Origin of the sequence: Nonomuraea roseola, from assembly GCF_039535395.1 — a bacterium.
GTDB classification, from domain to species: Bacteria; Actinomycetota; Actinomycetes; order Streptosporangiales; family Streptosporangiaceae; genus Nonomuraea; species Nonomuraea roseola.
The window spans coordinates 2,568,871-2,586,520 of sequence record NZ_BAAAXC010000015.1 but is presented as its reverse complement, the minus strand read 5'-3'; the positions used below and the strand labels follow the sequence as shown (position 1 = coordinate 2,586,520).

16 protein-coding genes are annotated in these 17,650 nt (G+C 69.9%); 10 read left to right on the top strand and 6 right to left on the bottom strand.

All coding sequences use genetic code 11. The features are described 5' to 3' along the window. Nucleotides 1-157: 157 nt before the first annotated feature. Nucleotides 158-1,129: an acyltransferase family protein gene (locus tag ABFX55_RS35445; RefSeq protein WP_183652632.1), complete on the top strand. Its 972-nt coding sequence runs from the start codon at nucleotides 158-160 to the stop codon at nucleotides 1,127-1,129. Here the strand turns inward: ABFX55_RS35445 and ABFX55_RS35440 are convergent. Together ABFX55_RS35440 and ABFX55_RS35435 are read right to left on the bottom strand one after the other, a co-directional pair. Then, nucleotides 1,101-1,955: a PrsW family intramembrane metalloprotease gene (locus ABFX55_RS35440; protein ID WP_346127172.1), complete on the bottom strand. Its 855-nt coding sequence runs from the start codon at nucleotides 1,953-1,955 to the stop codon at nucleotides 1,101-1,103. The two genes, ABFX55_RS35445 and ABFX55_RS35440, sit on opposite strands and share 29 nt — an antisense overlap. Beyond that, complete coding sequence (locus tag ABFX55_RS35435; RefSeq protein WP_346127170.1) at nucleotides 1,952-3,916, bottom strand: NAD(P)-binding protein; 1,965 nt, start codon at nucleotides 3,914-3,916, stop codon at nucleotides 1,952-1,954. Before ABFX55_RS35435 ends, ABFX55_RS35440 begins: the two co-directional genes overlap by 4 nt. 217 nt (nucleotides 3,917-4,133) lie before the next feature. Here ABFX55_RS35435 and ABFX55_RS35430 point away from each other — a divergent pair, with 217 nt between their 5' ends. The 4 genes from ABFX55_RS35430 to ABFX55_RS35415 all read left to right on the top strand — a co-directional run bounded on the left by ABFX55_RS35430 (nucleotide 4,134) and on the right by ABFX55_RS35415 (nucleotide 7,730). Beyond that, complete coding sequence (locus ABFX55_RS35430) at nucleotides 4,134-4,724, top strand: hypothetical protein (protein ID WP_346127168.1); 591 nt, start codon at nucleotides 4,134-4,136, stop codon at nucleotides 4,722-4,724. Between the two features lie 78 nt (nucleotides 4,725-4,802). After that, complete coding sequence (locus tag ABFX55_RS35425) at nucleotides 4,803-5,996, top strand: FAD-dependent monooxygenase (RefSeq protein ID WP_346127166.1); 1,194 nt, start codon at nucleotides 4,803-4,805, stop codon at nucleotides 5,994-5,996. Nucleotides 5,997-6,084: 88 nt separating this feature from the next. Beyond that, on the top strand, nucleotides 6,085-6,603 hold the full coding sequence (locus ABFX55_RS35420; RefSeq protein WP_346127164.1) for an RNA polymerase sigma factor: 519 nt from the start codon (nucleotides 6,085-6,087) through the stop codon (nucleotides 6,601-6,603). Then, on the top strand, nucleotides 6,600-7,730 hold the full coding sequence (locus ABFX55_RS35415; protein ID WP_346127162.1) for a CU044_5270 family protein: 1,131 nt from the start codon (nucleotides 6,600-6,602) through the stop codon (nucleotides 7,728-7,730). Before ABFX55_RS35420 ends, ABFX55_RS35415 begins: the two co-directional genes overlap by 4 nt. A gap of 12 nt (nucleotides 7,731-7,742) precedes the next feature. Here ABFX55_RS35415 and ABFX55_RS35410 read toward each other — a convergent pair whose 3' ends face one another. Further along, on the bottom strand, nucleotides 7,743-8,387 hold the full coding sequence (locus tag ABFX55_RS35410; RefSeq protein ID WP_346127160.1) for a TetR/AcrR family transcriptional regulator: 645 nt from the start codon (nucleotides 8,385-8,387) through the stop codon (nucleotides 7,743-7,745). Between the two features lie 100 nt (nucleotides 8,388-8,487). Here ABFX55_RS35410 and ABFX55_RS35405 point away from each other — a divergent pair, with 100 nt between their 5' ends. After that, the gene (locus tag ABFX55_RS35405; RefSeq protein WP_346127158.1) at nucleotides 8,488-9,219 is read left to right on the top strand and encodes an SDR family NAD(P)-dependent oxidoreductase; all 732 of its coding nucleotides are present in this window, start codon (nucleotides 8,488-8,490) and stop codon (nucleotides 9,217-9,219) included. A gap of 17 nt (nucleotides 9,220-9,236) precedes the next feature. Continuing rightward, complete coding sequence (locus ABFX55_RS35400) at nucleotides 9,237-9,890, top strand: class I SAM-dependent DNA methyltransferase (RefSeq protein ID WP_346127156.1); 654 nt, start codon at nucleotides 9,237-9,239, stop codon at nucleotides 9,888-9,890. Nucleotides 9,891-9,923: 33 nt separating this feature from the next. On the opposite strand, the gene ABFX55_RS35395 is transcribed toward ABFX55_RS35400, so the two are convergent. Beyond that, a complete protein-coding gene (locus ABFX55_RS35395; protein ID WP_346127154.1) occupies nucleotides 9,924-10,667 on the bottom strand; it encodes a TetR/AcrR family transcriptional regulator in 744 nt (247 codons plus the stop codon). Between the two features lie 127 nt (nucleotides 10,668-10,794). On the opposite strand from ABFX55_RS35395, the gene ABFX55_RS35390 reads away from it, so the two are divergent. Further along, complete coding sequence (locus tag ABFX55_RS35390) at nucleotides 10,795-12,291, top strand: MFS transporter (protein WP_346127152.1); 1,497 nt, start codon at nucleotides 10,795-10,797, stop codon at nucleotides 12,289-12,291. A gap of 18 nt (nucleotides 12,292-12,309) precedes the next feature. After that, the gene (locus tag ABFX55_RS35385) at nucleotides 12,310-12,801 is read left to right on the top strand and encodes a hypothetical protein (protein ID WP_346127150.1); all 492 of its coding nucleotides are present in this window, start codon (nucleotides 12,310-12,312) and stop codon (nucleotides 12,799-12,801) included. Here the strand turns inward: ABFX55_RS35385 and ABFX55_RS35380 are convergent. After that, entirely contained in the window at nucleotides 12,687-14,717 is a 2,031-nt protein-coding gene (locus ABFX55_RS35380; RefSeq protein ID WP_346127148.1) for a glycosyltransferase family protein, read from the bottom strand. The two genes, ABFX55_RS35385 and ABFX55_RS35380, sit on opposite strands and share 115 nt — an antisense overlap. 42 nt (nucleotides 14,718-14,759) lie before the next feature. Then, entirely contained in the window at nucleotides 14,760-15,878 is a 1,119-nt protein-coding gene (gene wecB / locus ABFX55_RS35375; protein ID WP_346127146.1) for a non-hydrolyzing UDP-N-acetylglucosamine 2-epimerase, read from the bottom strand. A gap of 56 nt (nucleotides 15,879-15,934) precedes the next feature. Here wecB and ABFX55_RS35370 point away from each other — a divergent pair, with 56 nt between their 5' ends. Next, on the top strand, nucleotides 15,935-17,584 hold the full coding sequence (locus ABFX55_RS35370; protein ID WP_346127144.1) for a glycosyltransferase family 4 protein: 1,650 nt from the start codon (nucleotides 15,935-15,937) through the stop codon (nucleotides 17,582-17,584). The last annotated feature ends 66 nt before the right edge of the window (nucleotides 17,585-17,650 follow it).

Sequence of the window (17,650 nt, the reverse complement as noted above, 5' to 3'; positions counted from 1 at the left end):
TTGTGTAAATACGCCTCGGAAGATCGCACAGGAGACTAGCACCGATGGTGGTGGTGGCGCAGTGGAGGAAGGTGATGATTAGTGCGCCGATCCGCCCGCAAGGGTTCGGCCGCGCGACACCCGGCGTTCGCCGTGCCCTGGCTAGGGTCCGTGGGCTGTGAGCGACAGGGATCCCTACTTCGACAACGCCAAGTTCCTGGCCATCGTGCTCGTCGTGTGCGGGCACATGATCGAGGATCTGCGTGACGACCCGATCGCCCACGCGCTCTACTTCTACGTCTACGTCTTCCACATGCCGCTCTTCATCACGCTGAGCGGCTACCTGTCGAGGAACTTCACCTTCTCCAGCGGCAAGGCGCGCAAGCTGATCGCCACCCTCGCGGTGCCGTACGTGCTCTTCGAGCTGGCCTACTCGCTGCCCAGGCTGCTGCTGTACGGCAAGCTCGAGATCAGCCTGCTCGACCCTTACTACCTCACGTGGTTCCTCATGTCGCTGTTCCTGTGGCGGCTCTCCACGCCGGTCTGGCAGCAGCTGCGATGGCCCCTGGTCGTCGCGGTGGGGCTGTCGCTGCTGTCGGGCACCAGCGCGCTGCCCGACGAGCTGTCGATGAACCGCACGCTCGGCCTGCTGCCGTTCTACGTCCTGGGGCTCATGCTGAGGCCTGAGCACGTCGAGGCGCTGCGCAGGCCGTACATGAAGGTCGTGGGGGCGGTCACGCTCGCGGCGGGGCTGGTGGCCGCGCTGCTGCTGCACGACGGCATCGCCACGGAGTGGATCAGGTGGCGGCACGCGAACGCGGCGATCGGGGTGGACGACCTGACCGGCAGCATGGCCAGGCTGGGGATGCTGGCCGCGGGCGTGGTGCTGGTGGCGGCGTTCATGGCGGTGACGCCCTCGCGGCGGACGTGGTTCTCGGGGCTCGGCGCCGCGACGATGTACGCCTACCTGCTCCACGGGTTCGTGGTGAAGGCGGCCGAGCGCTTCGAGCTCGGCGTGCCCGTGTCGATCGCGCTCGGCGTCGTCGTGGCGACCCTGCTGTGCACCCCGCCGGTGCGCGCGGCCTTCCACTGGGCGGTGGAGCCCAGGCTGTCGTGGGCGTTCACGGCCCTTCGACGACCCGTACGGTAGGCGCGCGGGCGATGGAGCGCAACCACAGCACCCCGATCACCGAGATGAGCAGCAGCCCGCCCCAGTCGAGCGCGGTGTAGAGGTGCACCTGTTGCTCGCTGACCTGAGGGACCCTGCCGATGCGCAGCTGGCTGAACTGCCACGGCCGGCCGGTGAACACCAGGGTGAGTCCGATGGCGATGGCGTTCATCGAGTCCCAGAGGGCGTGCAGCAGCGCGACGCCGAGGTAGGTCATGATCACCTTGCCCGTCAGGCGCCCGTGAGCCGCGAACAGCACGCCGCCGACGATCGCCGTCCACAGTCCGTGGCCGACGGGCGCCAGGAGGCCCCGCAGGACCTCGGTCTCCACCAGCTGGCGCAGTGACAGCCCGTCCTCGGTGAACAGCGCGTTGAAGGCGTAGCCCGCGCTCTCGAACGCCGCGAACCCGAAGCCGACCGTCCCGCCGAGCACCAGACCGTCCCGCGCGGTACGGCGTAGCAGGTGCCTGGTCACGAAGAGCAGCGCGGCCAGCTTCACGCCCTCCTCGATGAGCCCGACGCCCACGAAGATCACCAGGGATGGCTTGAGCAGCCACGTCTCCAGGGCCGAGGCCCCGAGGACGCCGAGCACGCCGCCGATCACGAAGCAGTTGAACAGCAGTTCGACGGTGATCTCGGGCGAGCGGTCCCGCCCGTGGGCCCAGACCACGAACGTCACGGGCACCAGGAAGCTGCCCAGCAGCACCAGGGTCGGGATGAGGGTGGAGTTGGCCGTCACCGCGGTGACGATGACCGTGGCCACCCAGAGGCCGAGCCCGATCAAGAAGATCCTCAGCCAGGGCCTCACAGCGCCATCAGCTCCGAGACCGCCCGGTGTCCCGCGGTGATCGCCGCGTCGGCGGAGGCGGCGGGGACCGAGTCGGAGTTGGCGATCGCGATCCTGCCGAACTGCCTGCGAGCGGTATCGGCAGGGAAGGGCCCGTCGGGATAGAAGGCGTTCCACGGCCGGCAGTACTCAGGCGCGTAGCCGTGGCCCCACCGGTTGACGGTGATCGCCTCGATGTCCCGCTCGGGATCGAACCCCGCCGAGCCGAGCAGCCTGGTGAGCTGGTCGCGGATCGTGTACTCCATGTGGGCGAAGGGCGTCCTGATCAGCGCGTGCCTGCCCGCGACGGCGCCCTGGGCCGGTGCCATGCCGCCCTTCGCGGGGGTGGCGATCATGTGGACGTTCGCCGGTTCGTCCGGGCTCCTGGGGAAGTCGTAGCCCGGCATGCTGACCGGGTGGTCGAGCTTGGAGACGCACCAGTAGGCGCCGGTCCACCGCACGCGGTCGACGCCGGCCGTGTGCCACGCCTTCCAGTCGCGCAACTGGACCATGGCGTACAGCATCGGCATCTTGACCGCCTGGCGCAGCGCGGCGCGCTGCTCGGAGGGCAGTTCGGGCATGAGGTAGGGGATCATCATGTTCCAGCAGGCCATGATCACCGCGCCCGCCCTGACGGTCCTGATCGTGTGGCCGTCGAAGTAGCCGACCGTGGCGCTGGTCGCGCTCTCCGGCGCGCCGTCGTTGGCGACGGAGACCACGGGGCTGGCCAGCCTGAAGCGCACCTTGTTGGTGCTCAGGTCGAGCCTGCCGTAGTCGTAGGAGGCGGTGGTGATCGCGTCCATGTCGGTGGCGCTGGCGAAGCCGGGGATCATCCTGCCGACCATCATCCGTACGAGCGCCTGGTTGCCCTCGGGGAAGTGGTAGATGTACGGATCCTCCGCGCCCCACTCCTTGATCATGGTCGGCGAGTTGTACCTGGACGGCTTGTCGTTGTCGAGCCCGAGCCCCTTGAAGCCCGGGTAGTTCCAGCCGCGCGCGCTGCCCCACGCGTCGATGGCGCCGAAGGTGGTCGTGTCGTAGGCCCACTCGTCGTTGGACATGGTCCTGCAGAAGCGCTCCACGTCGGGGTGGACCTTGGCGACGTCAAGCAGGTAGCGCGAGTAGGTCAGCGAGGCGAGCTGCTCCTGCTTCTGCTTCCTCGACATGCCCTCGAGGTAGTCGGGTGGGTCCTCGTAGAGCGTGATCAGGTCTGTCTTCGCCTGGTCGGCGATCGGGAGCTGCTCGGCCAACTGCTCGGGCGTGAGGTCGTCGGTGAGGCGGACCAGCTTCTCGGCGGGGAAGCTCTCCCTGTCGCACATCACGCTGTCGGACATGTCGAGCCCGGAGTAGAGCTCCTGGTCGTAGTACTCCTCGAATCTGTGCACTTCGACGCCGAGCTGGTCGAGCAGGGCCTTGCCCTCCTCCGTCCAGACGGAGGGAGCCTCGATCGACTGGGAGCCGCCGCAGCCGATCAGGGGGCCCCTGCGGCTTCTGTGGGTGAACTCGTTGCGCCGGGCGTGTCCGCCGATCTCGTCGTGGTTGTCGAGGATGAGGATCCGCGCGCCGGGGTTGAGCCTCTGCCACTCGAAGGCCGCGCTGACGCCGCTGATGCCGCCGCCGACCACCACCAGGTCGTACGTCTCTCCCGTGGCCCGCGGTGTCCCCGCGTACTGCCAGAACCTGTCGTCGCGCAGCGCGTGGGGCACGCTCAGGGCGGCGGGGGTGTTGCCCTGCAGGCCGGTCAGCGTGGGAGGGAAGCGCACGGCGTAGGGGACTTCGAGGTCGTCGGTGCCGATTCTTCCCAGGTTCGCGCCGAGACCGCAGCCGGCGAGACCGCTGAGCGCGGCGGCCCCCGCGGCCATGGCGACGCCGTCGAAGAAGTCACGGCGGGAGATGGGGCGGCCCATGCCGAGTTCGCGCGAACGGCGCGGATCAATCTCCATGACCTGATCATCACGAGCGGCCGGAAATGCCGCCTTGGGGCGCGCAGCGCTTCGATAAACATTTGCCGCGCTATTCGTGAACGGGAACGTTCCGCTGACCATCGTGGATGACCAGGCCCGTTGCCCTAGAAAGGAGGGGAGTCAGGGAAAGGGAGAGAGCATGTTCAAGGCGGTTTCCGGAATATGTACGGCGGTGGCGCTTATTTCAGGATGCGCGGTGACAGAAAAGGCCGCGCCTTCCTCCGCCCCTGTGCCCGCTCCCGGTCTCGGCGCCGCCCTCCTTCCCGCGCCTGCCGGCATGCGCGTCGCCTACGGTCCCGAGTCAGGCCCGTACGGCACGCTCCGCGCCACCGGGGCGGGGCCGGCGGCGATGCGCCGCTCGTCCTCCTGCGCCACCACCCCGGCGCTCGACGCCGCGGCCCCCGAGGTGCGCTCGGCCCCCGCGGCGGTCGTGGCCTACAGCTCGGACGCGGGCTCCGTCACCCAGGCCCTGGTCGAGCTGCCCGCCGCCTTCCCCGCCGAGCTGCCGGGCAGGTGCGCCTCGTACAGGGCGGTGGTGGACGGCGAGCGGGTCACCTACACCACCAGGCAGATCGACCTGCCGCCGCTCGGTGACCGGTCGCGCGCCTACGTCACGGCGGTCTCTGGCGGCGGACAGCGCCTGGAGGTCGGATCGGTGGCGGTCGTGCGAGGAAGGGTGGTGATGAGCCTGCTCGTGGTGGCGCGAGAGGTCAAGGAGGCCGGGCTGGCCGAGCAGAGCCGCAAGGCCTACGAACGGCTCGAACGGGCGACGAGGACCCCGCGTTGACGCGCGACGCATGACGCTCACCGCGCCGGGTGCGTGCGCGGTGCGTGGCCCGTCAGCGGGCAGGGCGAACCTTCCCCCATGACGACCACCACCAAGCACGTGTTGATCTCCGGCGCCGGCCTCGCGGGGCCCGCCATGGCGTACTGGCTCATCAGGTCCGGCTATGCCGTCACCGTTGTCGAGCGGGCCCCCGCGCTGAGGGAGGGCGGCCAGGCGGTCGACTTCCGGGGCGAGGCGCACCTGACGATGCTGGAGCGTATGGGGATCCTCGAGGAGGTCCGCAGGCGCAGGACCGAGCCAGGGCCGCTGGTCCTCATCGACGCCGACGGAGCCGAGCAGGTCCGCCTGCCGGCCTCCTTCACCGGCGGCGCCGTGGAGATCACCCGTGGTGACCTCTCCCGTCTGCTCTACGACCTGACCAGGGAGAGCGCCGAGTACGTCTTCGACGACTCCATCGCCGCCATGACCGAGAGCTCCGACGGCGTGGACGTCGTCTTCGACAGCGGCGCCAGGCGCGGGTTCGACCTGGTGATCGGCGCCGACGGCCTGCACTCCAACGTGCGCAGGCTCGCCTTCGGCGAGGAGTCGCGGTTCCTGAAGTCGTCGGGCTACTACGTCGGGCTCTTCGACGCGCCCAATCATCTCGCTCTCGGCGGCAGGGCGCTGATGTACAGCGAGCCCGGCCGTGGCGCGCTCGTCTCCCCCTCGGAGCACGACAGCGGCTCCGTCACCGTGGGGTGCGTCTTCGCCTCGGGCTCCCTCGACTACCACCACCGCGACCTCGACAGGCAGAAGCGGCTGCTCGCCGAGGCGTACGAGGGGGCGGGCTGGGAGCTGCCTGAGCTCCTCGCCCACCTGGAGAGCTCGGGCACCTTCTACTTCGACTCGATCAGCCAGATCCACATGGACGGCTGCACCAGGGGCCGCGTCGCCCTCATCGGCGACGCGGGCTACGGGGCGACCATGGGAGGCATGGGCGCGGGCATGTCGCTCATCGCCGCCTACGTCCTGGCGGGAGAGCTCGCCGAGGCGGGAGGCGACCACGAGGTCGCCTTCGCCCGCTACGAGGAGCGGATCCGCGGCTACGCCAAGGCCTGCCAGCGGGTCGCCGAGGGCGCGGGCGGGTTCTTCGCGCCGAAGAACGTGCGTCGCCGCAACCGCGTCTACAAGATCCTCGCGTCGAGCTTCCTGGTCGGATTCCTCGACAAGCTGAGCACCAAGGCCGCCAACTCCATCAAGCTCAAGGACTACCGCTTCCCCGCGAGGGTTTGAGAAAGCATCTCGGGCGGCTCTGTAACTTTCAGGGGTCTCGGACCACTTCTCTGTGTCAACGAACACCGGGACATGAGGAGTTGGGGCGGTGACGGATGAGCGAGAACGATTCACCACCATGTACGACGAATGCCGTCAGCGAGTGTGGGCCTACGTGGTCGCCCGCGCTGGACGGCAGGTCGCCGACGAGGTGGTGAGCGAGACGTTCGCCATCGCCTGGCGCAAGCTCGACCAGGTGCCCGGCAACGCCCTGCCGTACCTGCTGGGGATCGCCAGGAACGTGCTGCGCGACTCCGTCAGGGAGGAGGCGCGGCGTGAGAGTCTCGCCAGGGAGCTGCGCGAATGGGTCGTGGGCGACGTCGCCGACCAGGTGGCCGAGCGCCTGGGAGTCCTCAGGGCCATGGCCAGGCTGACCCAGGACGAGCGTGAGCTGCTCATCCTGGTCGCCTGGCAGGGGCTCTCCTCGCGTGACGCGGCCAGGGTCGTCGGCTGTTCGGTGCCCGCGTTCAAGGTGCGGCTGCACCGCGCGCGCAAGCGCCTCCAGCAGGAGATGGAGCCCACCGCCCCAGCCATGTCCAGGATCGGTCTCAAGGAGGAGTGGTCATGAACCCGATCGACGAACTGCGCGCCGCCCGCCCCGCCCACCTCGGCGACGGTCCCGTGGACGAGGAGACCAGGCGCGCCGAGCTGGCCCACGCCATGGCGCAGGGCAGGCCCGCCAGGCGGCGCAGGAACCTGCGTCCGGTGTGGGGGCTGAGCCTCGCGGGCGCGGCGGCCGCCGTCACCGCCTTCGCCGTGCTCACGGCGGGGACGGGCGGCGGCACGGCACCGCGTGCGCCCTCGCAGGCGCTCACCCAGCCGAAGGTCAGCGAGACGGTCAAGCTGTCGGCGCAGGAGGTGCTGCTCGTCGCGGCCTCCCGCGCGGAGCGGGAGCCGGCCACGACGGGCAGGTTCTGGCACACTGAGTCGGTCGACAGGATGCTGTTCGTCGCGAGCGCCGGCTACGTGATGGCGCAGGAACAGCGCATCCGCACCTGGGTCACCGCCGGCGAGCAGTGGTCCGAGATGAGGACCCTCGCCGCGGAGCCGGCCACGGACGAGGACAGGGCCAGGTGGGAGGCGGCAGGCTCGCCCGAGGAGGTCGAGATCCCGGTGCCGGGCAAGAAGGGCGGGATGAGGCTCGTCACGACGGGGGCGGGCAAGCCGCACACCGGCCACCACAAGAGCAGGTACGCCTACTGGCTCGGCCGCAACGTCACCCTCGCCGACCTCGCCTCGCTGCCCGAGGACGAGGCGGGGCTCAAGGCCTGGCTGCTGGAGCACTACGAGGGCAAGGACACCGAAGGTGACCGGCCCATGGGCGAGGACGCCTGGCTGTTCAGGGTGAGCGCGGGCCTGATCACGGACATGCCGGTCAGCGCCAAGGTGCGCGGGGCCGCTTTCAGGATGCTGGCCGCGCTGCCGTCCGTGACCTCGGTCGGCACGGTCACCGACTCCCAGGGCAGGCAGGGCACGGCCGTCTCCATCGAGACCGACGTGAAGGTGAACAACGCCGACACCAGCCGTGGCGTCGTGCGGGACCGGCTGATCATCGACGAGGAGAGCGGCAGGGCGCTCGGCAGGGAGAGCGTCGTGGTCAGGCCCGGCGGGCTCTGGGCCGGCCTGGCGCCCGGCACGGTCTCGAGCTCGAGCGCCGTCGTCGAGGCGGGCTGGAGCGACACCAGGGAGCGGTGACGGGGACCCGCTTCACGCCCGGCTCGCCGAGGTCCGCGTGACCTCGGCGAGCTGGACGCGTGTCAGGGGCGGCTCGGCGATGGGGTGAGCGGCGCCCGCGCGCAGGCCGTCCAGGAAGAAGGCCAAACACCGGCGCCAGGCCTGCGGCGCGGCCTCCATCGCCTCCCTGATGACCTGGGACATCGCCCATACCAGGGTGGCCAGGTCCTGCGGCTCGAAGTCGTCGCGCAGCTGCCCGCTCTCCTTGGCCCGCTCGATGATCCGGTCGAGCTGCGTGAGGCCGCTGTGGCAGGCGTCGTTCGCCTCGCCGGTCACGGGGAAGCGCCGCGCAAGGGCGTCGTTGAGCCCGTGGTCCTGCGCCTGGAGCGCGAACAGCGCGTGGAGGAAGCCGACGAACCCGTTCCAGGGGTCGGGGTCGGCCAGGGCCTGCGCGGCCATCCTGTCGAGGGCGGCCAGCCGCTCGGGGAAGATCGCGTCGAAGAACGCCTGCCTGGTCGGGAAGTGGTTGTAGAGCGTGCCGATGCTGACGCCCGCCCTGCGGGCGATCTCCTCGAGCGGCGCGTCGATGCCGCGCTCGCCGAACACCTGGGTGGCCGCGACCAGCAGCTTGTCGCGATTGCGCGCCGCGTCGGCCCGCAACGGCCTGGTTCCTGTCACCCTGTCGTCACTCCACCTAAGTCGAGGGAAGCCTCAGCTTCATGATACCGTCCCGATAACTTGAGGGTCATCTCGACTTATCGACTCGGAGGGCAGTGCCATGTCCGTTTCCCCCCGCAGGACCGCCGTCGTCATCGGAGCAGGACCGGGGCTCGGCATGTCCGTCGCGCATCGCGTCGGCCGTGAGGGCTACACCGTGGCCCTGGTCTCCCGCAGCGACGTCCGGCACGCCGGATACGTCAAGTCGCTGGCGGAGGCCGGAATCGAGGCCGAGGCGCACGTCGCCGACGTGCGCGACCGCGACCTGATCTCCGCCACCCTCGACGCCGTCGCCGAGCGGCACGAGGGCATCGACCTCCTCTACTACGGACCTGGCGCGCTGGACCCCGACGCCCACCCGACGCCGATCACCCGCATCGACTCCGATGACGTGCGGACGGCGATGAGCTGGGTCTACCCGGCTGTCGACGTGGTCGCCAAGGTGCTGCCCGGCATGATCGAGCGGGGCGAGGGCGCGCTGCTGTTCGCAGGCGGCCTCAGCGCCGTCGTGCCGATGCCGCCCCTCGGCAACCTGGCGCTCTCGTCGGCGGCGCTGCGCAACTACGCCCTGACCCTGCACGCGGGGCTGGCCGACCAGGGTGTGTACGCGGGCACCCTCACCATCGGCGGGCTCATCGAACGCGGCGACATCCACCGGTTCGTGAAGTCGAACCCCGAGCGGTTCGGCGACGCGGGCGTCTCCTCGCTCGACCCCGACGAGATCGCCGACGCGGCCTGGCGGCTGTACGCCGACAGGGACCGCCCCGAGGTCGTTTTCAGCGCCTTCGGGTGAGGCTAGGGTGTTCCGCCGTGATCGAACCGGACTTCCTGCGCGACACGCGCGCCTCCTACGACGCCGTGGCGGCTGACTACGCCGCGCTCTTCCACGACGAGCTGGCGAGCAAGCCGCTCGACAGGGCCATGCTCGCCGCCTTCGCCGAGCTCGTGAAGGCCGCAGGAGGAGGGCCCGTCGCCGATGTCGGGTCGGGTCCCGGCCGCGTGACGGCACACCTGGACGGCCTGGGCCTGACCGCGTTCGGCGTCGACCTGTCGCCCGAGATGGTCGCGGTGGCCAGGGCCGCCCATCCGGGGCTGCGGTTCGAGGAGGGGTCGATGCTCGCCCTCGACCTGGACGACGGCTCCCTCGGCGGCGTCGTCGCCATGTACTCGATCATCCACATCCCCGACGAGCGGCTGCCCGAGGTGTTCGCCGAGTTCCACAGGGTGCTGGCGCCAGGCGGCCACCTGCTGCTCGTCTTCCAGGTCGGCGACGAGTCCGGGCGCAGGACGGAGGGGTTTGGCCGTCCGATGTCGCTCGTCTTCCACCGGCGGCAGCCCGACCGGGTGGCAGAGCTGCTCGCCATGGCCGGCCTGGAGGTGCGGGCCAGGCTGGTGCGTGAACCCGTAGAGGGGACCGTCGAGAAGACGCCCCAGGGTTACCTGCTGGTCCGCAAGCCCGGCTGAGCCGGGCGATCTCGCTCGGCGGCGGGTTCCTCCCTAGCGGGACCCGCTCAGCTGGTCGAGCCGGAGCTGCAGGCCGTCGAGGATCCGGTCGAGACCGTAGACGAAGTTCTCCTCGCGGGCCCGCACCGGATCCTGGCCGCGCTGCACAGCGAACTCCTCTCGCAGCCGGTCGTGCTCCTGCGCCGCCTGCTCGGCCGCGGGCCACAGCTGCTCGATCCACTCCTGCTCGGTGTAGCCGGTGCGGGCGAGCAGGGACAGGAAGGCCGCCTCGCTGCCGGTCATGCCGATGACGTAGGCGATGACGCTGCTGATGGCCTGGTCGGCCTCGCCGGGAGGGAAGCCAGCGGCCCTCAGGATGGCCAGCACGCGGTCCGAGACCCGCATCATGTTCGGCCCCAGATAGACGAGGCCCGCGTGGCCGAGCATGGCCGTCAGCCACGGGTGACGCAGGCCTGTCGTCCGCAGGCTGTGGGCACAGGAGCTGATGGCCGCCCGCCACTGCGCTGGGTCCTCGGCCTCGGGCACCGCCACCTCGCCGTAGATCTCGTCCACGACGAGTTCGAGCAGCTCGTCCTTGTTGGCCACGTGCCGGTAGAGCGAGGTGGCCGCGGCCCCCAGCTGGGTGCCCAGACGCCGCATGCTCAGAGCCTCGATGCCCTCGGCGTCGAGCAACTTGACGGCCTCCGACACGATCTGCGCCCTGCTCAGGGCGGGTTGCTGCTTCTGCGGGCGGGGTCGCGCCCACACCGAGGGAATCGGCTGCTTCTCGGCTGGCATGTGGGTCTCCTCTTCTGTCCACCTCCACGATAGTGCACGTCGTGCGCGGCTTGCGTACATCATTCCACTGTGCGTACAGTGTTCGCATCGAGCGCACGCTGTACGCGCTCACCGTTCGAGAGGTTGCATGATGGACGTTCGTCACCCACGCCGCTGGCTCATCCTGGTGGTGCTGTGCCTCAGCACCCTGGTGCTCGTCATCGACAACATGGCGCTCAACGTGGCGATCCCGCCGCTCACCGAGGACCTGAAGGCCAGCGCCCAGGACATCCAGTGGATCATCGACTCCTACATCCTGGTCTTCGCCGGCCTGCTGCTCACCTCGGGAAGCCTGTCCGACCGGTTCGGCCGCAGGAAGGTGATGATGATCGGGCTGGCGCTCTTCGGCGTCGCCTCCCTGGTCGCCGCCTACGCCGGAAGCCCAGGCCAGCTGATCGCCGCCCGCGTGGTCATGGGCGTGGGCGGCGCGCTGGTGATGCCGGGCACGCTGTCGATCCTCATCACCGTGTTCGACGACACCGAGCGGCGCAAGGCGATGTCGGTGTGGAGCTCGGTGGCCATGCTCGGCATGGTGGGCGGACCCGTCGTGGGCGGCCTGCTCATCGCGCAGTTCTGGTGGGGCGCGGTCTTCCTGATCAATGTGCCGATCGCGATCGGCGCGATCGTCGCGGCCGTCGTCTGGATGCCGGAGTCCAGGGGGCCGTGGCAGAAGCCCGACCCTCTCGGCGCCATCCTCTCCGCGGTCGGCCTGACCGCCCTGGTCTGGGTGATCATCGAGCTTCCTCAGCACGGACTCTCGGTGCCCGCCGCCATCGTCGCGGTGGCCGGGCTGGCCGGGTTCGTGGTCTGGGAGCTGCGCACGCCGTACCCGATGGTCCCGCTCGGTCTCTTCCGCAACCGCAACTTCAGCGGCGGCAGCCTCTCGCTCACCCTGGTCCAGGTCGGCAACGGCGGGCTGCTGCTGGTGCTGACCCAGTACCTGCAGTTCGTCCTCGGGTACACGCCCACGCAGACGGGCCTGGCCTTCATCCCGATGGCGGTGGCCGTGCTCGCGTTCAACACCCTCGGCGCCACCCTGGGACAGAAGATCGGCAACCGGCCCATGACGGCCGCAGGGCTCGTCGTGATGGCCGCGGGCTTCGGCGTGCTGGCGATCGTCTCGCCCGCCGACGGCTTCGTGGTGCCGGCCACCGCGCTCGTCCTCATCGGCGCGGGCAGCGGCCTGGCGATGCCCGCGGCGATCGGGGCGCTGATGGGCGAGGTGCCGGCCGAGCAGGCGGGTGTCGGATCCGCGCTCAACGACACCATCCAGCAGGCGGGAGCCGCGCTGGGGGTGGCCGTCCTCGGCAGCGTCCTGGCCGCCGGCTACACGGGCGGCATGCCCGACTCGGCCTCCGACCAGGCCCGTCGCTCGATCGCCGACGCGCTCGGAATCGCCGCCCGCACCTCCGACGCGGGGCTGGCCGAAGCCGCCCGCGAGGCCTTCACCGCCGGCATGTCCACCACCTTCCTCTTCGGCGCCTGCGGCGTCCTGGCCGCGGCGCTGCTCGCCGTCCTGGTGATGCGCGACCGTACGGCCTCCGCCGCGCAGGACGCCCAGGCCGACGCGCTCGTCACTCACTGAAGAAGGGCACGACCCCTCATGGGCGACACCACCCGGCTCGATGTCACGGTCTACAGGACCGCGGAGCGCCTGCTCCAGCACAACCGCTCGGCCCTCGTCCTCGGCGACAAGGTCAGGCCGCGATGGATCGGCGCCCGCTTCCGGTACGTCGTGAAGACCCCCTCGGGGACGAGGTTCGTCCTCGTGGACCCCGCCGCGGGCACCCGCGAACCCGCCTTCGACCACGACAGGCTCGCGACCTCGCTGTCCAAGGCGTCAGGACACGAGGTGGAGGCCGCGGCGCTGCCGTTCGCCGCCATCGAGCCGAAGGACGGCATGGGGCGAGTCCTTCACCTGACCGCCCGCCTCGGGCGTCCCCTCGACCGGAGAGAGACGGGTAAAAGGCGCTCGTGCCGTCAGAGCATGACGTGGGCGGCCGGGTGGCCGACGAAGGAGAACTGGGCGACGCGGTTCAGCTTGATGTCGTCGGCCTGCCAGGTGTGCATCGCCGAGTCGGCGCTGCGCCAGTAGACGAAGTTGAACCGGTCCGTCGAGTAGATCTTGACCTTGTCCTCCTTCAGACGGCGGACGAGGTGGGTGTCCTCGCCGCGCGTGATGTCGGCGAAGCCGTACGACTTGAACATCTCGGCCTTGCCGAGGAACGTGCCGCCCTGGACCAGCCACGTGTAGCGGTGCTCCAGGCCGGGCAGGCGGAGCATCGTGGTGTTGGTGCCCTCGAAGTAGGTGTAGTGGGCGCCCTTGCCGACGAGCTCGGCGTCGGAGTAGTCGAAGGCGCGGGCCAGGTCCGACAGGTAGTGCTCGCCGTACAGGTTGTCGTCGTCCATCTTGGCGATGAGCTCGCCGTCGGCGGCCGCGATGCCCAGGTTCATGCAGGCGCCGAGCGACAGCTCGGCGGCGGCGGGCAGGACCACGACGTCGGAGATGCCCGCCATGCGCGCCTTGTCGGCGACGACGACGGGGTCGATGTCGAGGCCGTGCAGGACCATGACGAGCTGGAGCGGCTTGTGGATCTGCTTGGCGACCGAGGAGATCGCGTGCTCCAGCTGCGCGGCGCGGTTGGTGGGCAGGACCACCGAGATCGAACGGGTCCGCTGCGAGACGGGACGGCCGAGCAGACCGAGGATCTGGTCCACGCGGTGGGAGAACAGGTGCTTGTCGAAGACCTCGCGCATGGCGAGGTGGCCCATGCGGGCGCGCAGCTCGGGGCTGTTGAGCAGATGGAGCACCTGGTTGTAGGACTCGAGGGGCTCGCGGGCGATGGGGACGAGCGGCCCGAAGGTCTCCTCGATGGCGCGCGACCAGCCGGAGACGACCGGCGTGGCGCAGGCCGACAGCTCGAAGACGCGGCGGGCGCACATGGTGGGCGAGTCGAGCACCGAGTTGACGTTCAGGAAGACCTTGTACATCCGGTACGCCGCGAGCATCTGGTCGTAGGGCAGCTCGCCGACGATGTGCGGCTCGTACTTGTCGGGCCAGGCGTACTTGTCGTCCACAGAGCCGTTGCGGGCGAAGATGTGCAGGCCGAGCTCCCTGATCGGGTCGATCACGGTCTCCATCTGCTCGCGCCGCTCGGGGTGCTTGTCGCGGAAGTACATGCCCGCGAAGACGACGTCGTGCAGGCGGCCCTGCTTCTGCTGAATGGGGTTGTGGACGCGCGGCTGGGCGGCGAACTGCAGCACGTCGACCCGGTCATGTCCCAGAACTTCACGATATTTCGGCACCATGTCGCCGTCGCACGTGAACACGAAGTCGAACAGCTTGGCGGTGTCGATGAAGAAGTCGAAGTTGGGCGGGTCCTCCTTGTTCCAGAAGACCGTGGGGATGCCCTCGGCGCGGCACCACTCGACGAGGTCGCGCAGCTCCTGCTTCGGCGCGTTGCTGCCCGTCATCTGGTAGCGCCAGCGCCCCTGGTTGCCGTGCCAGGCCGACTCGCAGAACAGCAGGTCGGGGCGCTTGTCGGCGAAGATCTCCGGCCAGTCGCGCAGCCCGAACTCGATCTGGTCCCACTCGTAGCGGAAGGCCATCCTGGAGAAGTCGTCCAAGATGACCGCGACCTTCAGGTCGGGCCTGTTGATCGGGCCCGTCGGCCACTTCACCGCGGGCACCTCGACCAGCGGCGGCCGCTTGCCCGCGAGCTCGGTCACCTCCGAGACCGGCTGCGGCGGCTTGGGCGCCTTCTCGTGTGAGCGCACGGCGGCGACCACACGGCCAGGCTTCTTCGACGTCAGCGCCTCGCCCAGTTTGAACGAGCGCTTCGCCTGGGTGGCCTGGAGCTTCCAGGCGGCGTACTCGGCCTTCGCCTCGGCTATCTCCAGGCGCCGCCGCAGCTCCTTGATCTCGGATTCGTACCGTTCGACGAGCTTGCGATCCTCAGGTAGCCAGTTGATCGGCCCGAGTCGCTGAAAGGTCGGCTCTTCTGAAGACATCCGCTCGCCCTAACGTGTCAAAGGAGGTCTGTCATGGTACGGCTAGAGCCGTCCGTTTCGTGAGGCAGGCGACAGATTCTCGCCCTTCAACCACGCGGCGATCACCCGCGCGATCCTGGGGCCCGAGGCGCCGTCCCACAGGACGGGCAGCTCTCCCGCCGGGGTCGAGGCCCCGTCGGCCAGCGCCTTGGAGGCGGCGGCGGGAAGCGCGGCCGGTGTCACGAGCCGGTTGGTGCCGTGGGTGACCGTGATGGGCCGCTCGGTGTTCGGCCTGACCGTGAGGCACGGCACGCCGAGCATGGTGGTCTCCTCCTGCACGCCGCCCGAGTCGGTGACGACCAGCGCGGCGCCCTTCACCAGGGAGAGGAAGTCGACGTAGCCGAGCGGGTCGACGACCTTGATGCCCGGCCCGTCCACGAGCCCGGCCGCCGCCAGGCGGGCGCGCCCACGGGGGTGGATCGGCACCACCAGCGGGATCTGACGGGAGACCTCGAGGACCGCGGAGACCAGCTCGGCGGCGGCCTCGGGCGAGTCGACGTTCGCGGGGCGGTGCAGCGTGGCCACGCCATAGCGAGCGGGTATGCCCTCGAGCCTGGAGGAGTCGAGCGAGGGCAGCGCGGCGAAGAGGCTGTCGATCATCGGGTTGCCGACGAGGTGCATCTTGGCGGCGGGCACGCCCTCGGTCGCCAGGTAGGACAGCGCCTCCGGCGAGGTGGCGAAGAGCAGGTCCGACAGCGAGTCGGTGACGATCCTGTTGACCTCCTCCGGCATGCCGCGGTCGAAGGAGCGCAGGCCGGCCTCGACGTGGGCGGTCGGGATGCCGAGCTTGGCGCAGACGAGGATGGCCGCCAGCGTGGAGTTGACGTCGCCGTAGACGACCACGAGGTCGGGCTCCTGCGCCTCGACGACCTCCTCGAGCCCCACGAGCAGGGCCGCGGTCTGCTTGGCGTGCGTCCCCGATCCGACTCCGAGGTTGGCCACCGGCTCGGGCAGTCCGAGGTCGGCGAAGAAGACGTCGGACATCAGCGCGTCGTAGTGCTGGCCGGTGTGGATGATGCCCTGCCGCACGCCCAGTTCGTCGAGGCCGCGCACCACGGGGGCGGCCTTCACGAAGTTGGGACGGGCGCCGAGGACATGGAGGACCAGGGGGTTCTCCCTCATCTACCTCGCCTTTCATAGCGGAAGGGGAAAAACGTTGCCTATGGTACGGTCACCGCGTGGTATCCGACGCCAGACCAAAGGTTTCCGCCAAGTCGGCAAGGGCCGGAGTCGGTGGACTTCTCAAGGGCTTCATCCAGCACCCCATCATCGTTTCCCGCGTCGTCGCGGCGAAGGTGAAATCCGACCCCGTCAGGGTCGCGCAGGCAGCGGCGGACGCTCTTCCGCCGAGGCTGCGTCCCGTCGTGGGCAGGGTCGCCTGGCCCGCCGCCCGCAAGGTGCGCCGCGCCGTGCGCAAGGTCAGCATGCGGGTGGTCAAGGCCCCGTGGAACGATGCGAAGGCGTACTGGAACGAGGGCAGGGTGAGCGAGGCGGCCGAGGCACTGGAGCCGCACACCAAGTACCCGTTCGTGAAGCGCAGGGCCGCCTACTACCGGGGCGAGCTGGCCGCGATCAGCCCTGAGCCGATCCCGCCGCGCCCCAAGGTGGCGATCGGCGAGCGGGTGGCCGGCCGCGTGCTGCACGTGGTGACCAACGCCCTGCCGTACACGCAGGCGGGTTACACGGTGCGCACGCACAGGATCGTGACCGCGCAGAAGGCGAAGGGGCTCGACCCGCACGTCGTGACCAGCTGGGGCTGGCCGATGCTGCAGGGTCACGTGGACGCCGCGCCCTTCGAGGAGCTCGAGGGCATCCCCTATCACCGGCTGCTGCCCGACGGACAGCAGGAGATGCCGTTCGAGACGCGCGGACGGATCATCCTGGGCGCCGAGCGCGTCACCGAGCTGGTCGCCACGTTGAAGCCGCAGGTGCTGCACGCGGCCACCGACCACCGCAACGGCTCCATCTCCCACGCCGTGCGCGAGCGTACCGGCACGCCGTTCGTCTACGAGGTGCGCGGCTTCCTGGAGGAGACCTGGGCCTCGCGCGACCCGATCCGCATCGGCAGCCAGCGCCACGTGCTCCAGCGCGAGCGCGAGGCCTTCCTCATGCGCGAGGCGGACGCGGTCGTCACGCTGGCCGAGACCATGGCCCAGGAGATCGTCGAGCGCGGGGTGCCGCGCGAGAAGATCACCCTGGCGCCCAACGCGGTGGACGACTCGCTGCTGACGGCCGACTACGACGGCGAGGCGTTCAGGCGCTCCTACGGCATCGAGCCCGGCGAGATCGTCGTGGGCTCGGTGTCCAGCATCGTGGCCTACGAGGGCTTCGCGACCCTGCTCAGGGCCGCCGCGCTGACCCGTGGGGTCAGAGTCCTCATCGTCGGCGACGGCACCGAGAGGGAGAACCTTCTCGAGCTGGTCGAGGAGCTCGGGCTGAAGTCAGCGATCCTGCCGGGCAGGGTCGGCCCGGAGGAGGCCCTGCAGGCGCAGTCGGCGATCGACATCTTCGCCTGCCCGCGTGAGGATCTCCGCGTTTGCCGACTCGTTACGCCATTGAAACCCGTCGAGGCGATGGCTCTCGGAAAGCCGGTCGTGCTCAGCGATCTGCCCGCTCTCTCCGAGCTCGTCGGCTCCGACGGCGCGGGCCTGCTCGTCCCGCCCGGCGACCCTGAGGCGCTCGCGAAGGCGCTGGCCGACCTGCGGGACGACCCGGCCAGGCGGGCTGAGATGGGTGAGGCCGGACGGGCTGAAGTGGCGGCCAAGCGCACGTGGAGTCGCGTGGCGGAGACCTACCGTGGCCTTTACCAGTCCATTGCCGACCGATGACCTACGAGATAGCTGTCGGTTCTGACGGGTTCAGTCGCATTAGGCGTGAGCTAGGTGGACTTGAGA

What these genes read in the sequence shown, in the direction of transcription:
- ABFX55_RS35395 (WP_346127154.1), bottom strand. Translation starts at nt 10,667, where the DNA reads ATGCCAGCCGAGAAGCAGCCGATTCCCTCGGTGTGGGCGCGACCCCGC.
- ABFX55_RS35405 (WP_346127158.1), top strand. Translation starts at nt 8,488, where the DNA reads ATGTCCGTTTCCCCCCGCAGGACCGCCGTCGTCATCGGAGCAGGACCG.
- ABFX55_RS35385 (WP_346127150.1), top strand. Translation starts at nt 12,310, where the DNA reads ATGGGCGACACCACCCGGCTCGATGTCACGGTCTACAGGACCGCGGAG.
- ABFX55_RS35380 (WP_346127148.1), bottom strand. Translation starts at nt 14,717, where the DNA reads ATGTCTTCAGAAGAGCCGACCTTTCAGCGACTCGGGCCGATCAACTGG.
- ABFX55_RS35415 (WP_346127162.1), top strand. Translation starts at nt 6,600, where the DNA reads ATGAACCCGATCGACGAACTGCGCGCCGCCCGCCCCGCCCACCTCGGC.
- ABFX55_RS35425 (WP_346127166.1), top strand. Translation starts at nt 4,803, where the DNA reads ATGACGACCACCACCAAGCACGTGTTGATCTCCGGCGCCGGCCTCGCG.
- ABFX55_RS35390 (WP_346127152.1), top strand. Translation starts at nt 10,795, where the DNA reads ATGATGGACGTTCGTCACCCACGCCGCTGGCTCATCCTGGTGGTGCTG.
- ABFX55_RS35435 (WP_346127170.1), bottom strand. Translation starts at nt 3,916, where the DNA reads ATGGAGATTGATCCGCGCCGTTCGCGCGAACTCGGCATGGGCCGCCCC.
- wecB (WP_346127146.1), bottom strand. Translation starts at nt 15,878, where the DNA reads ATGAGGGAGAACCCCCTGGTCCTCCATGTCCTCGGCGCCCGTCCCAAC.